This is a genomic window from Clostridium saccharobutylicum DSM 13864 (genome assembly GCF_000473995.1).
In the GTDB taxonomy this organism is placed as follows: domain Bacteria; phylum Bacillota; class Clostridia; order Clostridiales; family Clostridiaceae; genus Clostridium; species Clostridium saccharobutylicum.
Genome location: NC_022571.1, coordinates 2,602,981 through 2,626,104 on the forward strand (window position 1 = coordinate 2,602,981; position 23,124 = coordinate 2,626,104).

Sequence of the window (23,124 nt, forward strand, 5' to 3'; positions counted from 1 at the left end):
TGCTATACCCCCTCTAAATCATTCCAGGTCATTCCTTTTTGAACCATATCTTCTGGTGCAGGTGTCCAGTCGGTAGCAATAGTTCCTTTTTCAAATTTAATATTATATATAGTTAAGCTATCCCCAACCGAACTTAACCCACCAACTCCTAAAAAAAACAAAGCATTTGTTGCATTACTTGGTGTAGTAATTTGCTTAGTTATCGTTCCGTTGCTTGCAAAAGATGTATCTGCATAAGATATATTGTAATAACTTCCATCACCATTAATAATATTATTCGATGAATTTAAAAATTTAACATATAATCCTCTTGCATTTGTATTGCTAAATAAAATATTGTTTATTTTAAGAGTATAAGTGGTATTTCCTTGTACTACAGATTGCCAAACTATTCTGCAACCATCTTTATTACTTGTTGTACATTGTAATTTATAAGAATCATTTCCTAATGCAGTTAATGAAAAATAACTATCAGTTGTATTCCAAAGAGTAGAATTTCCTATAGATTGTCTCACTTGACTGCTTATTACTAGATTCCTACCACCAACTTGCAAACTATTAATAGCGCTTGTAACACTTGAAACATTACTATTTATAGTTGTTATATTAGCATTTATTCCACTTACACTTGTTTCTAAAGATGCTGTTCTGTTGCTTATAAATGATACTGTTGTGTTTATAGTTGAAATTTGAGAGTCTGTGTCTTCTGGAGCGGGTGTCCAATCAGTTGCAATATTACCTTTTTCAAGCTTCAAACCACAAATCAAATAAGCATTATTATTATCATTTTCAAATCTACAAGTAGATGTTGTTAAGCTTCCCGAATTAAACACAAAATAATATTTAGTCCATGCTGTAGATATACTTTGACTTTGGGTAAAGTTTTGAGATGTAATAGTTGAACCAGTATTTACATAGCAATTCAGACTAGCTAAAGCTGAAGCACTTTCTGATTTTATCCATGCCGATAAAACATAACTTGTATTTGCATCAATACTAACGTTTTGGCTTAAATCTGTCCATGCATGACATATGCGAATAACTCCAAATCCATTGTATGTCCCTGAAACTGAATAAAAGCTTGTATCTGGTCTAGTAGCATCATTGTTATCTATCCAAATTGTATCATTAACTGCATCATAATCTTTAGTTCTCAACCATAAGTTCCTGCCACCAACTTGTAAATTATTTATAGAATTATTAGCATTATTAGCTATAGATACTCCATTGTTCCATTTATCCCTTTCTGATTGTGTTATATGCTTTACTACATCACTAATATGACTATAAGCACTATTCCAAGTATCTAATAAAGCTTGTGTAATTGTATCTATTATATTTTTATTGGCATGCGTATGCTTTTTTGAATTTACATCTGCAAGTGTAGCTTTTTCTGTATTATCATAGTCGTTTGCGCTTAATTGTTTTCCATCAATCTTATCTACCTTTTTACTTAAAGCATTCATTATAGTAGTTGCAAAGTTAGGATCATCACCCAAAGCATCTGCAATTTCTTTAAAAGTATCTAAAGTTTGAGGAGCGTTTCCAATTAGATCTTTTATTTTCTGTAACACTTCATCTTTTGTGAAAACTTGATCTTTTGTGTATCTATTGTTAAACTCTCCATTTACATATAACAAATCGGATTTTTTATTATCTAAATCAATATCTTTAGCTTTTAGTCCTTGTATTTCTGCATTATTAGTGGTTTTATACAAATTCAAATTATTTTCAATTTGATTTTCTCTATCTATTGCTCTTGCAGTCTCTGAATTTAATGCATTTTGAGTATCAACAATTGCATCTTGTACATTATTTATATCATCTGCTTCAACTGTATCTCCTGTTGTTTCATAACTTATATAAAGTGGTGTCATAGTATAAAAAATCTTAATTATAGTCTTCCATGGAGTTAAACTTGGTGTAGAAGTTAAATAAGTATTGATTTTATCACCAGTAAGTTTGGATCCTGTATATATATTTATGGTCTTAACATTTACATTGTCATGTATAAGTTCAGCTTCATATACTCCATTAATTACTGTAATTTCTTCTTCCACTGTATAGATATTTCCATCTAGTTTGTTGAATTTATCATTAAATTTACTTACATTCAAATCACATCACTCCTAAGTTGACAGTTCCCAAAACTGCAATTTCATCATTACCTAAAGTAACATTACCAGCCACATTGTTAAGTTTAATACTTGAATAGTCTACATCTAATACACCATCAACATTTACAAGTAAGCTTCCTACTTTCATTATGCTGACATTAATACTGTTAAAAGTACTTTTAAAACAATCTTCTAAAACAGTTATAAATCTTCCCTGAACATCATTTAAAGTAGTAGATGAACTTATTTGTACATTAGCAGTTACATTTATAGCTTTTTCCTTAACGCTTACTACAGTAACAGTTGCACCTATTGGTCTTTCTTCTTCAATATGGTCATATACCGCTTGTACTAAATCTGTGCTTGCTGCTCTTTTATTACTATTAGTAATTACTACTTTTACAGTTCCATTACCAGCCCATAAAGGATAAACCTCAGCACTTCCAACACCTGTAACCTCTAAAGCCCAATTTCTATAATGATATTTATTCCCCGATGTTGCAGGAGTTTGTATTTTAAGTAAATATCTATCATATAAGGCTTGGTCACTTTCTTGATCATATCCATTAGTTATTTCTTTTTCGTTTATAACACTAAGTATTCCAACATATTTTACTGATAATAGACATACTTCTCCAACACGAGGTCACTGAAAAACTAAAAAATATTACTAATTTAGATATATATGTATATTTTTTCAGGTCATTTATATCTAAAAAGTTGTTACAAGGCTATTAGAAGGCCTTCTGACACCTTACTTATTTTGCCAAATGATTTGTACAAAAAATATTGGGACTTTTTCAGTGGCCTCCTCCAACACTACAATTATATTTACTTCCTTGTCCTGTAGCCGTTATGCTACAATATCCCACTCCACTATCATTTAATGTTGTAGCTGAATCTGTAGTATAAGTTATCCCTAAAGATGTGCCAACAATAGCTCCCTTTGGTAGTGTACTTCCTTTAATTCCAATAATCTTAAAACTATCAGTTGTTGCAATAGTTACCTGTTTTCTCTCTATTCCTTGCTCTAAACATCTTCTTTCAAAAAATTTACCATAACCATTTTCTAAAGCTGTTTTAGCAAAAACTTGTTTTACAATTTCATCTAGCATCATACTTTGATAACTCATTTCATAACTAGTTGGCATCAGTGAATTATAAATTAAACTATGTTTGCTAGTATCAACATCATTCAAAGTACTTGTCATTTCTTTATAATATTGATTAGCTGCTTTAAAGTACATTATCTCACCTGCCTTTCCTAATATCAGTGTTAGTTATATATGATCCATATATACTTATTACAGTAAATTCAACATTAAAATCATCATCTTTCTGTGTTACTATTATCTCTCCTATACCAGTAATATATATTCCATCAATAAGTGCTTCTTCTAAAATAGTTTGTATATTTAGACTTACATAGTTATAATCTTTTCCTGTTAAATCTTTCAACTTATTGCCTACATCCATATATATAAACCATCTACCACGTCTAATATTTAAAGCTAACCAACATCGTACTTTTACAGCTTCTAAACCTTCTACTATTGTAAATTTTCCTGTTTCATCAATTAAAGGCGCTCCTGTTTCAAAATCTATAGCATATTCTTTTAATAATTTTACTGTTGAAGTTGCTGATGTAGATGTTAAACTACTACTTCCAGAACCATAATCCATAGGGAAAATACTACTCAATAGAACCACCTCCAACCACCTTGCATCTAACTAAATATTTTCCGTTTTTCAATTCTCTTAAAACAACTAAATCTTTTTCTTTTAAAACTGATTTAAATAAAATAGAACCATTAGAAATAGTTGTTTGGCTATCTCCAATAGTTCCTGTTAAAGTAGCAAATCCCATTGTATGCTCCAATAAAGTTGGATTTATATATATATTATCTTTTGTTAAAGGTAGGCCACCAACTGAAATCTGCAACGGATTTATTGAAATAATTGTGCCTATCTCGTCCTCTTTTATATCAATATACTCATTAGAAGCCTTTTCTATATGTTGAAACATTCCTTCTTCCCACTTAAGCAAATACTAATCACCTCCTATGGTCTACCACTATAATCTGCGCTATCCCAAATAGCTTGTTCTGCATCTCTTCTCTTTTTTAATCCTACTAAATAATGTCCTTTTGCATCATGCAAATATACATTCCATGCTTCACTTGATGACTTACTAGTTTTACCAATAGCAAAGTCCCAAAGACCACTCTTCTGAAGTCCTCCGAATCCTGCATTATAACAGAAATCAGCACATGCATCGTATTGATTTTGAGTTAGAGAAATGCTTGCACTTTCCAAATGAGATTTTAGTTCACTTGCTTTATCATTTATTTCATTTTTCAGCCACTCGGTAGCTTCACTTTCTGTACATGTACCCTGTGCAACTTTTGAAGGATCTGTTGTACCATAACCTATAGTCATTACTCCGCCACCATCATCATAAGCAGTGCTGTAATATCCTTCCCAACCTTTTATAAATTCTACTAGTTGATCACTTACTCCGCCACTAAATGTTCCCGTAGTATCTCCGCCACTTCCATTATCAGTAGTAGTTGTCCATGCACTATCCGGAACAACTCTTATAACTTTTAACACTTTTTCTCTTAATGGTGCTATCTTACATACATCACCCGTTTTAGGTTCTTCAATTGTTTGTCCATCTCCTATATATGCAATAACATGTTGTGAATGCGGAAATATAATATCACATTCTTTAAGATTATCAGGAAAATCACTTGTTACATCTTTTCCTTGTTCCATCATAGTAACTGTGTAACTATCAAGTTGACCATTAGATGAATTTATATCCAATTCACTAGAAAATTGATTGTAAACAAAAGATACATACCCACTACAATCCATACCAGGATAATTGTAAGGGTCTTTACAACTAAAATAATATGGAGTTCCTATCCATTTCTTTAACTCTGCGATTATTCTATTACATAAATCACTAGAAGTTCCATCTTTACCATTATTAGATGTTGATGCTTGTTTTTCTTCAATATCTGACCACTCATATAATTCATGCTTATTAGAAGGTGCTAATCCTAATTTAGATATAAAACTATCATCTTTATTCCATGTCCATTCTGAATCAATTATGTACATAAATACATTGTCATATTTCTTTCTGTTAGGCATTTCTAATAAAACACCATAAGCAACTTTGTAATTCATGTCACCCCAACAAGTAACTGTAACAGTTGTTTCTGGAGTAGCTTTTTCAGTTAGTTTGTTTTGTGCTTTCGTCATCATACTAACATTAGTATCATCTGAACTCATTGTCATAGTATCTTGGATTATTCCGAACCTATTAATATCAATATTACCACTTACCATGTTTACTGTATCGCCTTTTTCATCATCTGCATACATTTTGACCTTTTCACCTTTTTCATCAAAAACAGCTATTTGGGTTATCATGTTCTGCATAGATTCTGTGATTTCGGCATCTATTACATTACCATCTATCCTACCGTAAGCATTTAAAGTATGATATTTAATTGCTCGTTTAGAGTAATACTTGTCTGCTTCTGTCACAGTAATTAAACCTTCGGGGTTCATGTGCATATAATAGTATTTACCAGTATTTTTAGTCGCTTCTGAAAATATAGTATATAAAACTTTATGTACTGGTTTATCTTTAACTAAATGGTTTTTAAGAACTATTTTACCACCATCGCCTAGTCCATCACTAACATCGTAAAAAGCTCCTATATCATAAAGTATTTCTCTTATAGCTTCATCTACAGATACACTTGTAAAATTCTTAGTTATATTGCTTTTGCAAATCCACCATGAATAATCATATGCTGTAAATTTCATAACTGAACCTTTTACTTTATCATCAGTATCTACGATTTTGCCTTTAAATATCAACTCATTTTTATAGAATAATTCAACTGTGTCTCCAAGTTCCATTCCCTGACCCATAGTGTACTCGTTGTATATTATGTCTACTTCAAGTTCTGCCGAAATTTGTTTAAATGAATTAGAAAGTTTTACGCTAATACAATTATCTGTAATATTTCTTTGACTTCCAGTATCCCACTTTGTACGTCTTAAAAGAATATCTTTCATTTACTCACTTCCTATATATTTAATGCCTGTCCAGGTGTAATAGACAGCGGATTTTCTAAATTATTTTTTTGCATCAAATATGACCACATTGTAGAATCACCATATAATTTTATTGCTATAGATATTAACGTATCGTCGTCCCCTACATAGTAAACAGATGAGCCATAAGACTTTATTGCACTTGAACTTAAATCATTTTCACTAGATTCAGTAAGTGAAGTTTCTAGATCTAAATGTTGCCTTAATTTCAGTGTGAAAGCCATATCCCTATTGGGTTTTTCTTTGTGTATGAAATCTGTTATTTTACAATACATAGACCTCATTAAAGTTGAATCTGTTTTATATTTTAGTAATAATACTTTGAAATCAAACATCCATTCTTCAATTTTATTCATATAAAATTCAGGTGTATTATGTTCTATAAGAAAATCATATCCATTCCCAAGGTTTGGAAAAAAGCCTTCTAATGTTACGGTTGTTAATTTAGCTGTTTCGCCTGTATCTACTTCACCATATCCGTATAAATCTTGTGAAGTTGTGCTTAAAGATTCATTCCAATCTAAAGTTGGAGTTACTCGGAAAACTATTTGAAATACATTTTCTTCTACCAAACATAATTTTCTTCTGTTGCCACCTGCTATACCTTCAATCTTTACAGTTCCACTTATAGAACCTCCTTGATTTTGAGTATCAACTATATTATCACTTAAACTTCCCAAAGTAACACCTCCTAGCCTAAGTTATTTCTTGTAGCTGAATATTTGTTCATTCTTTTTACAACTGTATCCATAAAGTTATCAACATCGGCTGTTTTCTCCACCTTATCAACATGTATATTAACATCTGTTTTATTATTAATTGTACTTTTACTAGCATCAGTATTAACTATAGAACCATTATTTTTTAAGTCTGTAGCTGTTTGATAATTAACTTTGTTATCTTTTAGATTACCAGTAAACCAAGTTGATGTATCATTATTGGGGTGTATGTGTGGATTGGTAGCACTTGTATCACCTTTGCTGTCGCTAGAACCAAATCCAAATTTATTTTCTATCCAGTTCCATAAATCATTCAACCATTCTTTTATAGTTGTTGTTGAATCTTCCCACCATTGCTGCAAAAACGTTCCGACTAAAGGAATATTGCCTAAAAGCCAACTGATTCCTTGATGTAATAATCCATCTGATGATAGAATACTGCTTAAGCTTTCAAATAATCCAATAGTTATTCCTATCCCTACCGCGACTGGTGCTAAAAAACCTACTATAGGTGCTAATATTGGCAACAACGTGCTTACTGCTCCAACTATACTAAATATAGGTGAAACTAAAGAACTGATAACATTGAAAGCTAATAGTCCTGCTGTAAACTTCATCAAAGTTGATGCAACTTCGGGATGATCTGCTAAATAACCTAAATCATTTGAAATAGCACTGCCTATATCAGATGCAGCCTTTGTAATTTTGTCAAAATTTGAACTTGTAGTAAATTGATTCATCTTAGTTATAAAGTTGGTCATTCCTTTAATAAAGTTATCAAATAAAGAACCACTCTTAACTTTTCCGTCTTCGGATATTCCAACCAATTCAGCTAAAGACTTTTTTAGATTTCCTGTCATTGTAGATAATTTTCCACTTGCTGTCTCGCCTAATTTATCTGTCATTCCTGTATAGTGTTTATCTTTCATAAAAGATGTGAAAGCACTCATCAAAGCATTTTTATCAGTTATTTGCCCCTGCTTGTTATCAAAAGTTTTCATTCCTTTGTCTTGTAAGTATTTATCTAAAGTTTCTCTTTTTATACCGAAACTTGTCATACGTTCCCATTGACCATTCATCATATCTCCCATTGCTTCAACTGCAGTATCCATGTTTTGTCCCATAGATTTAAACGTTGCACCTAAATCTGACATCATAGTCATCATTTTTTCATCATCAGGCAAATCATAAGCTTTTAATTTAACAAGTGAACCTACTGTTTCTTTTTCTTCCCAAGGTGTTTTATTGGCAAAGTCTGTAGCCATTTTGAATTTTTCTCCACCTTTTGCCTCACTATTATATAAAGCATCAAGTGTCATTCTTGCATCTTGCAACTCCATAGCTGTTTTAAATCCAGTTTTTAAACCTTTTACAGTTCCTGCAACTGATATAAATCCCGCTGTTAATTTAGTAATGAGTCCTGTAGTACTATTAGAAAAAGTACTAACACTACTATTAATATCTTTAAAAGCACTAACGCCTTTTTCTTTTATACTTTTAAAGGCATCAGTCCACTTATTGCCAGTATTAGAACCCGAGTTTTGAATATCATTTGAACTTCGATTCAAACTATTTATAAAGCTTGTAAATTGTAAAGAAGTTGAAGCTAAACCACTACTAAATTTTTGGAATACGCTAGTAAAACCATCAGAAATAGATAACGTACTTCCGAATAAACTCATATAATCACCTCTTTTCTATAAAAGGATTTAAACTAACTTTTTCTTCAATATCTTCTTTTTTGTTTTGAAGCATACATGCTACATATATTTTTTGCTCACAATAATCCAAGGAAAGCAATTCTTTCAAAGGATGACCCTTATCTAAATAATAAGAAATCATTCTGAAATCTTCGTCTCCTTGGATGATGAGTTTTTTATCTTTTTAATTATTTCTTCATTCTTATCTGCTGAAATTCCACTTAAAATTGCAACTTTTTCTGAAATAGCTTTAACTTCTCTAGGCAAGAATATTTTTTCGACTATATCAGTCGAATTTATTTTACAGCCTAATTGTTTTTGAAATTCCTTATCTTTAAGTGGTATATTTGTAACCGCATTTTGAACTATAGTTAATGTGATTTTATATTCATCCTTTGCGTTCATTTTAGTAATGTTTTGAATCTTATTAACACTCAATGATTTTATTTTTATTTCACCATCGCCTAATACTTTTTCTAATCTACTTAAAGTTATAACATCTTCCTTTTCTGCTGTTCCTTCTTCTATAACCTTTTTATTTTCTAATAACATTTCTGCTGTAATCATTAATAATCATTCCTTTCATAATCAAAATAAAAAGACAAGCTCAAAAGCCTGTCCTACTCATTAGTTACATTTTGTGGATTATAACTAAATTCTATTGTATCCTAAGTTGCAGCCTTTGCTATATCTGCATTTATTGGACTATATTTTTTTACTTTGCAGTTTTCTATCATGACTCTTTCGCTTTCGACAATTTCATTTGTTAATTCTGAAATCAAGTCAAATTTATAAGCTTTTCCTGCTTTTAAGGAAGCATTTATATCTGGTCCAAATCCATCGACTGTTTTATGTAGCACTAAAGTTCCAGTACCAGAAGCACCTATAGTAATTTCATCTTCTCCTAACTGTCCAGCAATAGGAACTTTTTCTGTTTGAAGTTCTGTATCTGTTTTGACTGATTTAACTTCAGCCATTTTATCAGAGTTTACCCACAGCTCTAAATTCTTACCATTAAGAACTTGACTCGCATCAAACTTTTCCATCTATTTTTCACCTTCTTTATTAAAAATTTATCGCTAAATTTAATTTCTCCATGGCATCAAGTACACCAACAGTTTCTGTTGCAAATACTTCTTCATCTGTATCTAATGCATTTATTTCCTCATCCTTTAGCCCCGATGTATCAATTGATTTATTTTTTTCTACATATTGAGCTATAGAATCAGTATCTAATAGGGCATTTCCTGCACTTATTGCTCCTTGCTTTATAAGTCCCCTTAAATAAGTGTTATAAGCTGAAATTAATAATTTTTTATTTGAATAAGAATTATCAACCTTTCCTTGATAAGTTGTCTTAAATGCTACCTTTTGGTCATCTCTCATCATATCTAAAATATCCATAACTCTTATCTTTTTCATAGAAGCTTTTTCATTTTCTCCAACAGTTGTTTTAGAATTTACTGCTGTATAATACACAACAGCTTCTAAATCATTATCGTAATAAGCAAAGAATTTACCTGAATCTTTCAATACATCTAGATCTTCACCAACATCATCAACCGACTCAACACCTTCTAATACTTTATTAGTCAGAGAACTTTCTAAACTACAGGTAGCAGCATCACATGCAACATCTACTGTGTATTCTAATCCTGTATATACCGTTCCTGCTGACATGGCAACTTTCTTATTAATCCAATTTATAATTCCTTCATAATCTCCTACATAGTTATTTAAAACTGCTTTAACTAATATGTTGTTGTTTTTTCTTTGATCTTTGATGAAATTAGCAATTAACATTTTTTTATCATCACTATTAGCTGTAGGACATGCTAAATAGTTAAATTTAACATTATTAAGCAATGTTAATGCTGTTTCAATTGTTTGAGGTGTATTAGCTGCGGAATTATAACAAACTACTCTTAATAACTTTACCCCATGACCACTAAAGCATCTAGTTATCATTGCTTTATTTGCGTCTGAGTAGTTATCATTAACTGCCTTAAGCCTTGAGTAAGTATGTAAGCCTACTACGTTAGGTTCATCTAATACAAGACAAACTATACCTCTAGAACTTCTACTTTTTGCATTTTCTGCTAATGCCTTAAGGGTTATACTAACTCTTGTATCACTCAAATTATTCACTCTCCTTTATATTTAAATTTAATATTTCCATTAATTTTGTATAAGAATCGTTAGGATTAATATTTTCATCTGCTTTATTATTTAAGTAATTTAAAGGTATTGTTAAAGTCAAAAAATCATCCTTTTTATTAAATGTTTTTGTTCCTAAAACTAGTTTCCTTTTACCAATTAATAAAGACAAATCGAATATTTTTTTCAATTTGTCTTTAAGAATCAATATATCTTCTTGTTTTACTATTGCATCTGTATAAGCTATGTCAATATTATCTGTTTCCTCTTGATACTCTCTAAATGAATTAGAACTCAAATTACTCACAGTAATAAAAAAGGTAGGCTTAGTGATTTCTTCGCCTTGTTCTTCTTCATCTATTATAAGGTCATAAGTTGGAAAATTATCTTTTAGCAACTTAGTAACTGTATACAATATGTCAATTAATTCAATTATCTAAACCTCCTCCTCTATTCTTTTCTTTATATCCTCTATCATTTTAGGTTGTTGAAGCTGTACACTATCTCTTATCATGTGCTTCCCTTGTATAAAGGGTTTAACTAGTCTCTTCTTTATAGCAGGAACATATTGTCCTACTTTTTGTTTGTGACCATCTTCAACCGCTTCAGAATATTCTAAAGCACTTCCTATATTGACCTTAAAAGTATCTCCATTCTTTTGAACTTCATCATGTGTCATTGAACGCCTTAAATTTCCTGTTTTAACTGGCGTTCTAGCCTGTGTTTCCCCTACACATTCAGTAGCATTAGTTTCCATTTCTTCAACTATAATATTATTTACTTGTTCAATTGCTTTTTGTGCTTCTTTTATCATTTCTTCAAAACTAAGCATTTATAACCACATCTTTTCTCTCTAAAAGCAATAATTCCATATAATCTTCACACCACGGAATTTTTTTGACTTCATAGAATTTATCTTGATATTCAATAACTGAACTTTCAATAATATTCGGGTTATAATCTACAAAAGCTCTTTTAGTACATTCAATAGAATATCCATACTCTTTTTCACATTTCTCCAAAGAATAAGGCTGAACATCACATAGAATTGCATCCTCTGTTAACGTCCAACCATTTCTTTTTATTCCATGGTCATCTTCATATGAAGAATAAGAACATAAACTTATTTCTTTATCGTAAAACCAACTCATATTAATACATCCTCACATAAGGTAATCCAACTAACATTTTTACAGAATCATCAATTATTGAATATGTATCTTTATAGGAAACACTTCTTGATCCTTGAGTCATAGAAGCTACATTTTTATCTACATTTAGAGATTTTTTAATGTTCTCAATAACAAGCGGTATTGCTAAAGAATATAGTTTTCTAACTTCATTATCTGAATAGTTTTTATTTTTATATTCAATAATAGCCTTAATTGCGATTTGTTCATATTGTTCATCAGTATAAGTAATCAATCTAATCACTCCTAACAAAAATAGCCATAAACTATTTTATTAACTTAGTGTAACAGTTCCTATTCCTAATTCTTCACCATGTGGTAATGTTGGCAATGCTGTAGCAACCGCCTTAGTAAATTCACCTACTGGATCAATAGAAGTATAAGTTCCAACAAAAATTTTATTATCTAACATTGAAGCTTCATCCATATTACCATCTCCAATAAGTTTTACTTCTTCAGCTGTTAAACCATAAATTGTTTCACCTAAAGCATCATCACCAAACATAGCAATTTTATTTTCTGGGAAGTACCTATTAGTTGTAAATCCTTTAGCCCCTTCCTTCTTATATTTACCTTCATAAACTACAAAGGCTGGTAATTCTAATTGTGCTAATAATTCATTTAATGCTGCTAAAGTTACAATTTTATCTGAATTAACTCCATATATTGCTTTTCTTACAGAATCACATGAACAAATAGTCTTTACAATTTTTCTTGAAGTTAAAGCTCTTGTTGGTCTATATCCTGAAGTAGTTTCAATAGCATCAGCTAAAATTGCTAAATCATCTAAAGGTGTATCGGTAGTTGGTGTCTTCCAAGTGAATGATTTTTGATTGTTAGATGGAACTTTATAATCAATTGTTACCTTTATTCCATTTTCATTAATAGCAATCTTCCCACTAGAAAGTAATTCCATTCTCATCGCTTCAACTCTAACCTTTACTGAATCAGTCATTTTTTCAGCATCATTATAAATTTGAGATAAAACAAAAGCTAATTCAGCATTAGTTCTTGGATTTTGTATCTTTATAATTTCCTTTTCTGAAATCTTTATTTGTCTTTTAATAAGCGCTAAACTTGCAACACCTTTTTCTATAGCTTCTCTAGATGCTAATTGAGTTTTAGTATCATAAGCATGTACTTCTGCACTTACTGGAAGTCCTCCAGTTCCTAAAATCATATCAAATTCAATATCTTGAATTTTTCTTTCTGGAAATAAACTTTCTCCAAGCATTGGAGTAACTTGTCTTTCCTTAAAATAATTTATTAATTCCTCTGTATTAAAAACTTCTTCTATTCTTGGCATTACTTAATCCTCCTCATTATATAAATTTAATATTTGGTAATGCAATTTTAATTGTAGCTACTACTTTATCAGCAAAACCATCTAAAACTCTATCTGCTCTTAAATAACCTTCTACAATTAAAGAACATGCTTCATCACCATTAGTGACATCTACTGTTTTATACAAAATTCCTATAGGTGCTGTTGAAAGTGTTTCTGAGCCTGTTGCACCAGTTTGTTTTACAACATTACCATCCTTATCAATTAGACTTCCTGATGTAACATATTTCTTTCCATGTTCATCAGCATCAGTAACATTTGCAGCTAAAACAGTTCCACTAAAAGTAACTAAATTTGCATTCCTATACAATATTTCCATATCATTGTCATAAGTTGTTCTTGTAAAATTCATATTAAAAGAGGTAAGCTTAAAAGCATTTCAATATCCTTTATATCTGATATTGAAAACAAAAGAAGAAAACCAAGTATGGATACATTAAAGCTATTGGCAAATGCTTTTAGCATTCCTGCAAGTGAGTTATTAGGCGAAGAGAATACATTTAATAACAATTTAGATTCATTCCCTACTGATGATGCATTTAATAATTTAGACGATGATATAAAAGATATAATATTGAAAATTAATAAGCTTTCTAAAGAGAATAAACAAAAAGCTTTGAAAATGCTTGATATATTTTCCGAAGAAAAATAATTAGAAAGGATGATGAGTATGGATTACAACATAACTTATAGGCAAAAAGATAAGGGATGGCAATTTATTATCAGTTATAAAATTAATGGGAAATGGAAGCAAAAATCCAAGCAAGGATTTAAAGCTAAAAAGGATGCTAAACCTGTAGCTGAAAAAATGGTTTTGGAATTAATCAAGGAATTCAAAACTGGTATGATCTCAGACCAAAGCTATAACAATATTATTCTACAAGATTTAATGCATATCTATTTAGAACATATAGCTTTGTACAAAGAATACAATACTATCCAAGGTTACAAATATGCTTTTTCTAAATTTTCTAATTTATATGAATTAAAAGTTAATGATATAAAAAAAGCTCACATACAAAAATGCGTAGACAGTATAATAAAAGAAGGATTATGTACCAAAACAATATACACCTATACAAATAAAATGAAAATATTATTAGAATATTATAAAGAAAATTTCGATACTTTATATATAGTTTTTAATGATATTAAAATACCACGCGACAAAAAAGATACTAATAAAAAAGCTTTAACAAAAAGTGAGTTTGATGAATTACTATTAAAACTTAAAGGGACAAAATATTATCTTGTTGCATTAATAGCTGGAACTTGTGGGTTAAGGTGCAGTGAAATCCTTGGGCTTACATGGAAAGATATTGATTTTGATAATTGTCTTCTAACAGTAAACAAACAATGGAAAATTGATAAAAAGACAAGAAAAAGTACATTTGGTGAAGTTAAAGGTAAAAAATCTTATAGAAGCATACCTATTCCTCCTGTTACTATAAGTATTTTAAAGACTTATAAGAAAAAGAATGTTATCGATACTAACCAAAGAATTGCTCCTTATAGTCATACTGAAATAAAAAAATATCTAAATCCAGTTTTAAAAAATATTTGTGGCATATCTATCCATGAACTAAGACATACCTATGCGACGTTTTTAATCGCAAGCAATATTGATTTTAAGACTGCTGCAAAATTTTTAGGTCACGGTGTGCAACAAACGATAAAAACATATAGTCACGTTACAGATGATATGATAAAAAAAGCAACTGATACTATATCAAAAATTTTTTAAAAAATTTTTTTGACGTAATTTTTGACGAAAATCTAAAACCTATGTAAATAAGCCAAATATTTAACATATAACCATATCATAATCAAAAGTTCTTAATATTTGGTTAGTTGCTTCAATAAGTGCTACATTATATCCTGCTTCTCTTAAATTTTCTGCAGCTTCAACTCCTATATATCCACCACCAATAACTGCTACATCCTTAGTATCAACTGACTTAACATATTTATTTAATTTATCTATATCCACAACATTTCTTATTGTGAAAATATTTACTTCTTCAATTCCTGGAATATTAGGTACAATTGGTTTGGCTCCTGGAGATAATACTAACTTATCATAACTTTCTTTATATGTTTCATCAGTTAATAAATTCTTAACTGTTACATACTTATCTTCCTTGTTTATTGATAAAACTTCATTATTTACTCTTGCTTTAATATTATATTGAACTAGGAATTTTTCTGGGCTCATTAAGACTAATCTATCAGCTTCATCTATTATTCCACTTAAATGATATGGAAGTGCATAATTTGAAAAAGATACATGAGGTCCTCTTTCAAACATTATTATTTCATCTTCCTCACTAAGTCTTCTAAGTCTCGCTGCAGCTGATGCGCCTCCAGCAACTCCACCAACTATTAGTATTTTTTTCTTCATAAATTATACCTCCTACTCTAATAGTTAAATGTTTATTATCATTTTGTTTCAATATTTAAATCATAAATTTATGTATACTATATTCTTTTAGGCACATGAAAATAAATAACAAGTTCAAAGTTGCCATGGATATTTTTCATCGGGCAAGAAGGCAAATTGCCATCATAGTGGGCCTATTAGGTCAATTTACCTATGAACAGATAAGTGAAAGTACAAATCTATGATTTGATTTCTTGAACTTAGCTAACTCATTCATGAGTCAGCATCCTTTCCAAATAGATTTGGTGTGAATTGCTTACTCAGTGAGCGTATGCGAGTCGAGCTTCCTCTGATTGGAAATAGGCTGGCAAATGGAATTGTTATTTATTTGATTGTGCCTTAGTTCCTAAATATGATCCCATTCCTCCAGCAACATTAACAACATTAAAACCTTCACCTGCAAGTACATTGCAAGTTCTTGAACTTCTTCCACCAGATTGACACATTATGTAGTATTCCTTATTTCTATCTAAATATTTTTCTGGCTCATTTAGAAGCTCCCCCATAGGTATATTTACTGCACTTTTTATACTTCCACCTGCATATTCGTATTTTTCTCTTATATCAATTAGATCAACCTTTCCAATTAACTCATCAATATCATTTACATTAATAATTTTTCCTTCATTTTTTTGAATAATCCAAACATTTTTATTCCTCCTCAAAATTCATCTTAATTATTATTCTTAGTGCCTTATATTTGATTAATATTTTCATATTCTTACTAAAAAGAAGCTTAATTTAATGTCATATCATTAATTCTCATTTACTTCCCTTCATGACTTTATTATATATAAATTTTTCATAAATATATGTGATTTAGTCACACACTTAAAATACATTCATAAAACAAGTTTAATAACTAACATAAATTGTTCATATGTATAAAAAAACAGATAACCTAACACAAGCTACCTGCTAAATAAATAAATTAAATTTATTTTATAGTAATCTTATCATATCCTATTGCTTTTTTAGGACATGCAGTTACACATTGACCACATTGAATACAATCTGGATGACTTAATATATCACCTTTATAATCATAAGGAACTAGCCCCATAGAACACTTTTTTTCACATTTACTGCTCTAAAGTAATATGATTTAAAAAACGTAGGTGACTTTCTCTTATTACTAAATTTTAAAACCACATTATCATAAAAGCTTCCTCTTGGACATAAATTTCCGCACCAAAACCTTCCTTTAAAAATAGATACAATTACTGGTGCTATCATGCAAATTGCAGCTACTACTGCAAACCTTAAATCAAATATACATAATACGATAAACGCGATTAATAGTGTAAATGAATACTTCTTCCATAACTTTAAGAATTTTTTCATCAAAATACCCCCGATTTGTTATATTATAATAAATAAGTGCTTTATAATTAATTTTTAGCTTTAATTATTTGGTTCTTCTTTATTCTATTAAATATCTGGATAATTCTCTGTAACTTTATCACACTCTTGAATTATATTTTTGTTTTTCTATAGTATAAAACTTTCAACCACTATATAATAAAAATTCCCTATTATATAAGCCTTTATATAGACTATCAAAATAGAGAATTTGTAATATTAATGGATAATTTCCTACTATTCTATTTAATTCACAATCTACTTTATCCAATTTTATTTTTCAATTTGATGATTTATAGATTTTATCTCAACATATTCTAGGCAACATACTCCACCCTAAAGATGATAATATTCTTTTGGAGCCAAAACCGGTTCTTATAAATATATTCTGATTGAGTTCCTTAACAAATTCACTTATTATTCTTGCCCATTTTTCTTGATTAATTGATTGAATTATCTCCAATACTTTTTTTGCTTGATTCTTTTTAACAACTAGAGCCATTATAAAACTCGCACTTAAATAAAGCGGTTTTGCTCCAGATGCGGCTAAATCAGTAACAGTTCCACAAGTTGCAAGCTTCTATATATTCACTCTTAAAAAAGTAGCTTTACCACAAAAGAATATGCGGTAAAAGCCATTTTTCCTTATGGTTCTTTAAATGTTGTTGAGTCCTGTTCTTTCAAAAAAATCACATTTGCCAAGCAATTTCTTTCCCAATAAAATTTCACTACATATGCAAGTTCTAATTTTAGTTTTTTCTAAAGTTTCTTTTAAAGTTATTTCAAATTTTTGAGCAGCATCATACTTCTTATATATCTCTCTCAAGTTTTATCATTTTTTAATATATCTAGCTTATTGATTACTTCAATTAATTTATTAATATCAATAGGTTTTTCTGCATAATCATCGCATCCTAATTCAAATGCCTTGTGAATATGTTCAGTGTCAACAAGAGCTGTTATCATTATAATCTTTACTTTATTATCAGGAATTACCCCTCTTTGCCTTTCAAAATCTCTTATAGCTTTTAATACCTTTATGCCATCAACCTTTGGCATCATAATATCTAGACATATTAAATCGTACGGTTCACTTTCCTTTATAGATATTAAGTAGGCATCTAATGCTTCCATGCCATCCACAACTATGTCGCACTCCCCATATTGAGATAAAAACTTAGATAAAAATCTTCTACTTACCATATCATCTTCTGCAATTAATATTCTCATATACTTTCTTCCTCCTGTAATACTGATTTTTTAAATGCTTGAAATATACTGTTAGCTCTTTGAACTTTGTTAGTTAACTGTTCAAAATTTCCACGCCTTGCATCTAATTCTATTTTAAATGCAGTTGTTTTTAGTTCTTCAATACCAATTTCATTAGATAAATTTTTTATTTTATTCGCTAAGGATTCAATCAAAAAAAACTCTTTTTTATCTAATGTATTGTTTATAGCTTTTATTTCCTTTGATAACCGATTTAACTTCTCAGAATTCTTTTTATCAAAAATTGGTGCTTCTTTTTGTTTTAAAACAATATCTCCATTTTCATCTAAACATATCCCGACTCCAGACAAATTTTCGTTATATTTGTTTAAAAACAAAGTTTCTTCTATTGTACTATATAATTCCTCAGCATTTATAGGCTTAGATATATATCCATCCATTCCTTGTGATAAGAATTTTTTTCCGTCTCCTTTAAGTGCATATGCTGTTATTGCTATAATAGGAATTGATTTATTAATTTCTTTTATAATTTTAGTAGCCTCAATACCATCCATTACTGGCATTTGAATGTCCATTAAAATAACATCATATAATTTTTTCTTACACATTTCTAATGCTTCCAGACCATTATTGGCAATATCTACAAAATATCCACGTTCTCTTAACATACGAGTAATAACCATCTGATTTACCTCATCATCTTCAGTTAGTAATATATTATGTAATGTATGAATATTTGTTGGTTGAAATTGAATTTTTTCTTTTGATTGTGGCTTAATTTTTTCTCCTATATCAAACTTAAGAGTAAAATAAAAATTACTTCCTAATCCTTTTTTACTTTCCACCCATAACTTTCCGCCCATCATTTCTGACAATTGTTTTGATATTGCAAGACCAAGTCCTGTTCCTCCAAATTTTCTAGTTATAGAACCATCTAGCTGACTAAAGCTTTTAAATAACATTCCTATATTGTCTTCTGAAATTCCTATTCCTGTATCTTCAACTGAAAATTTAAGATAAACCTCATCATTCTTACTTTTTATTTGCTTAACTTTTACCCAAACTTCCCCTCTATCAGTAAATTTAATAGCATTACTTATAAGGTTATTTAATATTTGTTGAAGTCTACTTGGATCCCCAATCACATATTGAGGTGTAATTGATGAAAATGCATAATTAAGCTCTATATCTTTTGCAATAGCACCTGGTGAATGTACCTTAATTGTTTCCGCTATCAAAGATTTTATATCAAAATTGATGTTTTCAATAACAAGCTTTCTCGCTTCAATTTTTGAAAAATCTAATATATCATTTATTACTCTTAGTAAAGAATTAGCACACGACTTAACAATCATAAGATTTTCTTTTTGCTCATTACCTAATTCTGTAGCTAGTGTTAAATCTACCATTCCAATTATTCCATTTATAGGTGTTCTTATTTCATGACTCATATTTGCTAAAAATTCACTTTTTGTTTTATTAGCAATTTCAGCTGATTTCTTAGCTAATTTAAGGCTGCTTTCTACCATTTTTCTTTGCGTTATATCCCTAACTATTGCCAATGCAACTCTTTTACCATTTTGATTAAAAGTATGAACATTTACTTCAACAGGAATTATCCTATTCTCTTTTGTCCTATGGCAAGTTTCAAATATACCTTTTCCATTTCTTCGTACAATATCCACCTTTTCATCTATTATTTCCTTTGTCTTTTCACCATTTATATCGTAGAAAGACATGTTAAGTAGTTCATCTTTTGTGTAACCAAGATAAGTGCAGGCAACATCATTAACTTCAATGAACTTTTCGTACTTAAAATCATTATTAATTTCATAAACATAAATAGCATCATTTGCATTATTAAAAATATTTCTATATTTTTCTTCTCTTTCTCTTATAGTAGTTTCTATTTGTTTCCTTTCAGTTATATCTCTTATAATACTTATTATAACTCTTTTTCCTGCTATATTAGCTCCTTTAGCACTTATTTCTACTGGGAACGTATTTCCATCTCTATATTTATGAAGTGTTTCGTAAAATATCCCATACTTATAACATTTATCCATTAATTCACGTGTTATAATTCCTTCTGCCCTTAAATCTCTTATATTTAATTTTAGAATTTCCTCATAAGTATAACCATAAGCTCTTAAGGCTGATTGGTTAGCATCAATAATATTACCTTCAATATCTATAAAATGTATTATATCTCTTACACTTTCTGAAAGTATTTTATATCGATTAAGCCATTCTTCAGCATTTTTTTTATCTGTTACATCTATGCCTGTACCAATTAAACCATCAAATTTACCTTCTAAATTGTAAAATGGCCTATAAATACTTTTAATCACTCTATAGATTCCACTGCTATTCATTGCTCTATATTTTATTTCATATGATTTCCTTTCTTGAAGTGACTTTGTTTTTATTTCATAACATCTTTTTCTATCTTCTGGGTGAATAATGCTTATCCAATTATCCCCAAAGCACTCTTCTCTAGGCTTTCCTGTAAAATCGCAACATTTCTTGTTTACAAACTCATTTTTTCCACTAGAATCAGTTTTCCAAACCATAGACGGAAAATTCTCAAACATTCCTAAATAATAATCTCTAGATTTTGCTATTTCATTTTCTGCTTTTTTCCTATCTGTTATATCTATAAAGGCTATAGCAACATTTTTTTTATTTTCTTGAATCACTGGAGTAACACTCGCTTTAAACCATAGTTTCTTTTTCATTCCATTTATATTAAAGACTCTGCTAAATTCGATATTGTTAGTTGATAAACCAGCATTCAACGCCAAATAGGTGGCTTTTTTTATATCACAATTATTGCATTGACTTCCATATCTACATCCTTGCTCATTTGTGAAACTTTCTTCACACCCCAAAGCATCTCCAAATTTTTTACCTATTCTTAATATGTTATTACTATCTAAAAATTCACTCGCCACTTCATTAATTTTACTAATTACGCTATTTTCATCGAGAACTATAGCACCAACAGGTGCAGAATTAAATAACCGTATAAAATCACTTTGCTCTTCTTTGTTTTTTAGTACCATTGATCTAATTTTAGTTATATCCTTAAAGACTGTCACACTTCCTAATACAATCCCGTTATCGTCTTTTATTGGGGAAATAGTTGCAGATATATACTTTATCTCTTTATTTTTTGTAATTAAAGCTGAATTTTCATCTAATCCAGTTGATATATAAAATTCAAGTACATTGTTGATAGGATCTTCCAATGCTTTTTTAGTATTTATGTCAACAAGTGTAAATATATTTTGAAAACTTTTGCCTATAACTTCTTCTATAGCCCAGCCTGTTATTTCTTCTGCCGCCTTATTAAAGAATGTTATATTTCCACTTAAGTTTGTTGCTAATACTCCATCTCCTATACTTGATAATGTTGCTGACAAGAAATAATTTTTTCTATCTATGATTTTTTTTTCTATCATAATACGTTCTCCACTTCTAAATCTAACCTGATAGATAATATGAACTCACACTTTGCCTTAGCAATACATAAAATTAATTTGTATTAGTAATACTTTTTGAGCTTATATATATTCAAATTAGGAATTTATATCCTTCTAAATTTTTTCGTATCAATCTTTTTACTAAAAGTATTATTACTTTGTTTAAGTGCGTTATAACTATTCAATATATACTTCACTAATTATATAATTTCAAAAGTTTGCCCTCTTGTATTATATTAGCAAACAAAAAAATTATGAGAGAACCTAAAAGACTCTCTCTATTTTTTATATCTACAAACGAACTCTTAACTAAGTGTCACTTTTTTTATTTATTATTCTTTTCTGTAAAAGCATCTAATAATATATCAAGCATTTCTGATGTCTTATCCCTAATAGAAAATTTAAATTTTGCAATTCTCCATTTTAAGCAGATTTCTCGACTTCCACCAGTTATTAAATCTTCAAGTAATTCACTGCTAATATTCGATTTTATTGTTCCACCATTCTGACCGTCTTGGATTGCTCTCCGAAGAAAATCTGAACGCTTATCTATAATTATTTTTACCTTTGCTGACAATTCATGATCGCACATTAAGCTATCAGTAGCTTGGACTAATGCTGTAATTGCTGGATAATTTTCATAATATTCAGCATAAGAACATACAAAATGCCTGATAGTTTCAATCGGGCTAAGCTCTCTTACCATAGTAGTTTCTATAATAGCGTTATCAAACTGGCTAAAGTGATCAATTACTGCAGACATAATTTCAGCCTTATTCTTATAGTGTCGAAATAAAGTTCCTTCAGAGACGCCTTCACGTGCAGCAATTAATTTAGTTGATAGATTCTGAAGTCCAACCTCATTTATAACCTCTATTGTAGAAATTATTATACGTTCTTTTCTATGTAACAATGATATTCCCATCTTCCACCTCCGAATTGAGCAAATGCTTACTCATATGTCGATAATTGTATCATCACAAACAATTATGTCAATTATAATGTATACTTACTCTCTAAATTATCACTTATTGAATTATACCAATGACTTACTAGTTTATTTTGCATCTTTTATATATATACCACAAATTTCAAGCAATTGAAAACTTCTTCTTTCCTAGTTTCTTCAACTAAGCACAGGCCTAATTCACTATTAATAATACCTGCTCTTACTTGAGTCTCCATCATCTTATTTTTTTCTTCAATGCTTGAGCAAATAAAACACACATGATCATGAAT

General features: G+C 29.7%; 26 protein-coding genes and 2 pseudogenes. 2 read left to right on the plus strand and 26 right to left on the minus strand.

What is annotated here, in order from left to right; genetic code table 11:
* Positions 1-2: 2 nt before the first annotated feature.
* The 18 genes from CLSA_RS22080 to CLSA_RS11190 form a co-directional block, all read right to left on the minus strand.
* Positions 3-2,117 (minus strand): hypothetical protein, encoded by a 2,115-nt coding sequence (locus CLSA_RS22080; RefSeq protein WP_022746422.1) that lies wholly within the window; start codon positions 2,115-2,117, stop codon positions 3-5.
* 1 nt (position 2,118) lies between these two features.
* A complete protein-coding gene (locus CLSA_RS24585) occupies positions 2,119-2,718 on the minus strand; it encodes a baseplate J/gp47 family protein (protein ID WP_077393844.1) in 600 nt (199 codons plus the stop codon).
* A 199-nt stretch (positions 2,719-2,917) separates the two neighbouring features.
* Positions 2,918-3,364 carry a baseplate J/gp47 family protein gene (locus tag CLSA_RS11120; RefSeq protein WP_022746424.1) on the minus strand — a complete coding sequence of 149 codons (447 nt, stop codon included), beginning with the start codon at positions 3,362-3,364 and terminating at the stop codon, positions 2,918-2,920.
* A gap of 4 nt (positions 3,365-3,368) precedes the next feature.
* Entirely contained in the window at positions 3,369-3,818 is a 450-nt protein-coding gene (locus CLSA_RS11125; RefSeq protein ID WP_052334805.1) for a DUF2634 domain-containing protein, read from the minus strand.
* Positions 3,811-4,164 carry a DUF2577 family protein gene (locus CLSA_RS11130; RefSeq protein ID WP_022746426.1) on the minus strand — a complete coding sequence of 118 codons (354 nt, stop codon included), beginning with the start codon at positions 4,162-4,164 and terminating at the stop codon, positions 3,811-3,813. Before CLSA_RS11130 ends, CLSA_RS11125 begins: the two co-directional genes overlap by 8 nt.
* 14 nt (positions 4,165-4,178) lie before the next feature.
* Positions 4,179-6,218, minus strand: coding sequence for an XkdQ/YqbQ family protein (locus tag CLSA_RS22085; RefSeq protein WP_022746427.1), 2,040 nt, complete (start codon positions 6,216-6,218; stop codon positions 4,179-4,181).
* Positions 6,219-6,229: 11 nt separating this feature from the next.
* Positions 6,230-6,937, minus strand: a complete 708-nt coding sequence (locus CLSA_RS11140) for a LysM peptidoglycan-binding domain-containing protein (protein WP_022746428.1) — start codon at positions 6,935-6,937, stop codon at positions 6,230-6,232.
* Positions 6,938-6,948: 11 nt separating this feature from the next.
* Entirely contained in the window at positions 6,949-8,658 is a 1,710-nt protein-coding gene (locus CLSA_RS11145; RefSeq protein ID WP_022746429.1) for a hypothetical protein, read from the minus strand.
* 4 nt (positions 8,659-8,662) lie between these two features.
* Positions 8,663-8,818, minus strand: a complete 156-nt coding sequence (locus CLSA_RS23120; protein ID WP_022746430.1) for a hypothetical protein — start codon at positions 8,816-8,818, stop codon at positions 8,663-8,665.
* On the minus strand, positions 8,815-9,243 hold the full coding sequence (locus CLSA_RS11150; RefSeq protein WP_022746431.1) for a phage XkdN-like protein: 429 nt from the start codon (positions 9,241-9,243) through the stop codon (positions 8,815-8,817). The genes CLSA_RS23120 and CLSA_RS11150 overlap by 4 nt, the downstream gene beginning before the upstream one ends.
* Positions 9,244-9,344: 101 nt before the next feature.
* Positions 9,345-9,722, minus strand: a complete 378-nt coding sequence (locus CLSA_RS11155) for a phage tail tube protein (protein ID WP_022746432.1) — start codon at positions 9,720-9,722, stop codon at positions 9,345-9,347.
* A 19-nt stretch (positions 9,723-9,741) separates the two neighbouring features.
* On the minus strand, positions 9,742-10,815 hold the full coding sequence (locus CLSA_RS11160) for a phage tail sheath C-terminal domain-containing protein (protein WP_022746433.1): 1,074 nt from the start codon (positions 10,813-10,815) through the stop codon (positions 9,742-9,744).
* A gap of 1 nt (position 10,816) precedes the next feature.
* Positions 10,817-11,248 carry a phage tail terminator family protein gene (locus CLSA_RS11165; RefSeq protein ID WP_022746434.1) on the minus strand — a complete coding sequence of 144 codons (432 nt, stop codon included), beginning with the start codon at positions 11,246-11,248 and terminating at the stop codon, positions 10,817-10,819.
* Positions 11,249-11,269: 21 nt separating this feature from the next.
* Positions 11,270-11,665 carry an HK97 gp10 family phage protein gene (locus tag CLSA_RS11170; RefSeq protein ID WP_022746435.1) on the minus strand — a complete coding sequence of 132 codons (396 nt, stop codon included), beginning with the start codon at positions 11,663-11,665 and terminating at the stop codon, positions 11,270-11,272.
* Positions 11,658-11,984, minus strand: coding sequence for a hypothetical protein (locus CLSA_RS11175; protein ID WP_022746436.1), 327 nt, complete (start codon positions 11,982-11,984; stop codon positions 11,658-11,660). Before CLSA_RS11175 ends, CLSA_RS11170 begins: the two co-directional genes overlap by 8 nt.
* A 1-nt stretch (position 11,985) precedes the next feature.
* Complete coding sequence (locus tag CLSA_RS11180) at positions 11,986-12,258, minus strand: hypothetical protein (protein WP_022746437.1); 273 nt, start codon at positions 12,256-12,258, stop codon at positions 11,986-11,988.
* A gap of 39 nt (positions 12,259-12,297) precedes the next feature.
* The gene (locus CLSA_RS11185) at positions 12,298-13,329 is read right to left on the minus strand and encodes a major capsid protein (protein ID WP_022746438.1); all 1,032 of its coding nucleotides are present in this window, start codon (positions 13,327-13,329) and stop codon (positions 12,298-12,300) included.
* 16 nt (positions 13,330-13,345) lie between these two features.
* The gene (locus tag CLSA_RS11190; protein WP_022746439.1) at positions 13,346-13,720 is read right to left on the minus strand and encodes a hypothetical protein; all 375 of its coding nucleotides are present in this window, start codon (positions 13,718-13,720) and stop codon (positions 13,346-13,348) included.
* Positions 13,721-13,750: 30 nt separating this feature from the next.
* Here CLSA_RS11190 and CLSA_RS22525 point away from each other — a divergent pair, with 30 nt between their 5' ends.
* Together CLSA_RS22525 and CLSA_RS11200 are read left to right on the plus strand one after the other, a co-directional pair.
* Positions 13,751-14,020, plus strand: coding sequence for a helix-turn-helix domain-containing protein (locus tag CLSA_RS22525; RefSeq protein WP_257788130.1), 270 nt, complete (start codon positions 13,751-13,753; stop codon positions 14,018-14,020).
* Between the two features lie 18 nt (positions 14,021-14,038).
* Positions 14,039-15,112 (plus strand): site-specific integrase, encoded by a 1,074-nt coding sequence (locus tag CLSA_RS11200; RefSeq protein WP_022746441.1) that lies wholly within the window; start codon positions 14,039-14,041, stop codon positions 15,110-15,112.
* 69 nt (positions 15,113-15,181) lie between these two features.
* On the opposite strand, the pseudogene CLSA_RS11205 reads toward CLSA_RS11200, so the two are convergent.
* The 8 genes and pseudogenes from CLSA_RS11205 to CLSA_RS11235 form a co-directional block, all read right to left on the minus strand.
* Positions 15,182-15,769, minus strand: a pseudogene (locus CLSA_RS11205) (NAD(P)/FAD-dependent oxidoreductase); the annotation flags it as partial.
* 359 nt (positions 15,770-16,128) lie between these two features.
* Positions 16,129-16,473, minus strand: coding sequence for a rhodanese-like domain-containing protein (locus tag CLSA_RS11210; protein WP_022746443.1), 345 nt, complete (start codon positions 16,471-16,473; stop codon positions 16,129-16,131).
* Between the two features lie 272 nt (positions 16,474-16,745).
* A pseudogene (locus CLSA_RS11215) lies at positions 16,746-17,152 on the minus strand (4Fe-4S binding protein).
* 325 nt (positions 17,153-17,477) lie between these two features.
* Complete coding sequence (locus CLSA_RS11220; protein WP_022746444.1) at positions 17,478-17,672, minus strand: hypothetical protein; 195 nt, start codon at positions 17,670-17,672, stop codon at positions 17,478-17,480.
* A 153-nt stretch (positions 17,673-17,825) separates the two neighbouring features.
* Positions 17,826-17,996 carry a hydrogenase maturation factor gene (locus CLSA_RS22855; RefSeq protein ID WP_022746445.1) on the minus strand — a complete coding sequence of 57 codons (171 nt, stop codon included), beginning with the start codon at positions 17,994-17,996 and terminating at the stop codon, positions 17,826-17,828.
* Positions 17,993-18,400, minus strand: coding sequence for a response regulator (locus tag CLSA_RS11225; RefSeq protein WP_022746446.1), 408 nt, complete (start codon positions 18,398-18,400; stop codon positions 17,993-17,995). The genes CLSA_RS22855 and CLSA_RS11225 overlap by 4 nt, the downstream gene beginning before the upstream one ends.
* Positions 18,397-21,864: a PAS domain-containing hybrid sensor histidine kinase/response regulator gene (locus tag CLSA_RS22090; RefSeq protein WP_022746447.1), complete on the minus strand. Its 3,468-nt coding sequence runs from the start codon at positions 21,862-21,864 to the stop codon at positions 18,397-18,399. The genes CLSA_RS11225 and CLSA_RS22090 overlap by 4 nt, the downstream gene beginning before the upstream one ends.
* A 346-nt stretch (positions 21,865-22,210) precedes the next feature.
* Positions 22,211-22,810, minus strand: a complete 600-nt coding sequence (locus CLSA_RS11235; protein ID WP_022746448.1) for a TetR/AcrR family transcriptional regulator — start codon at positions 22,808-22,810, stop codon at positions 22,211-22,213.
* Positions 22,811-23,124: the final 314 nt, after the last annotated feature.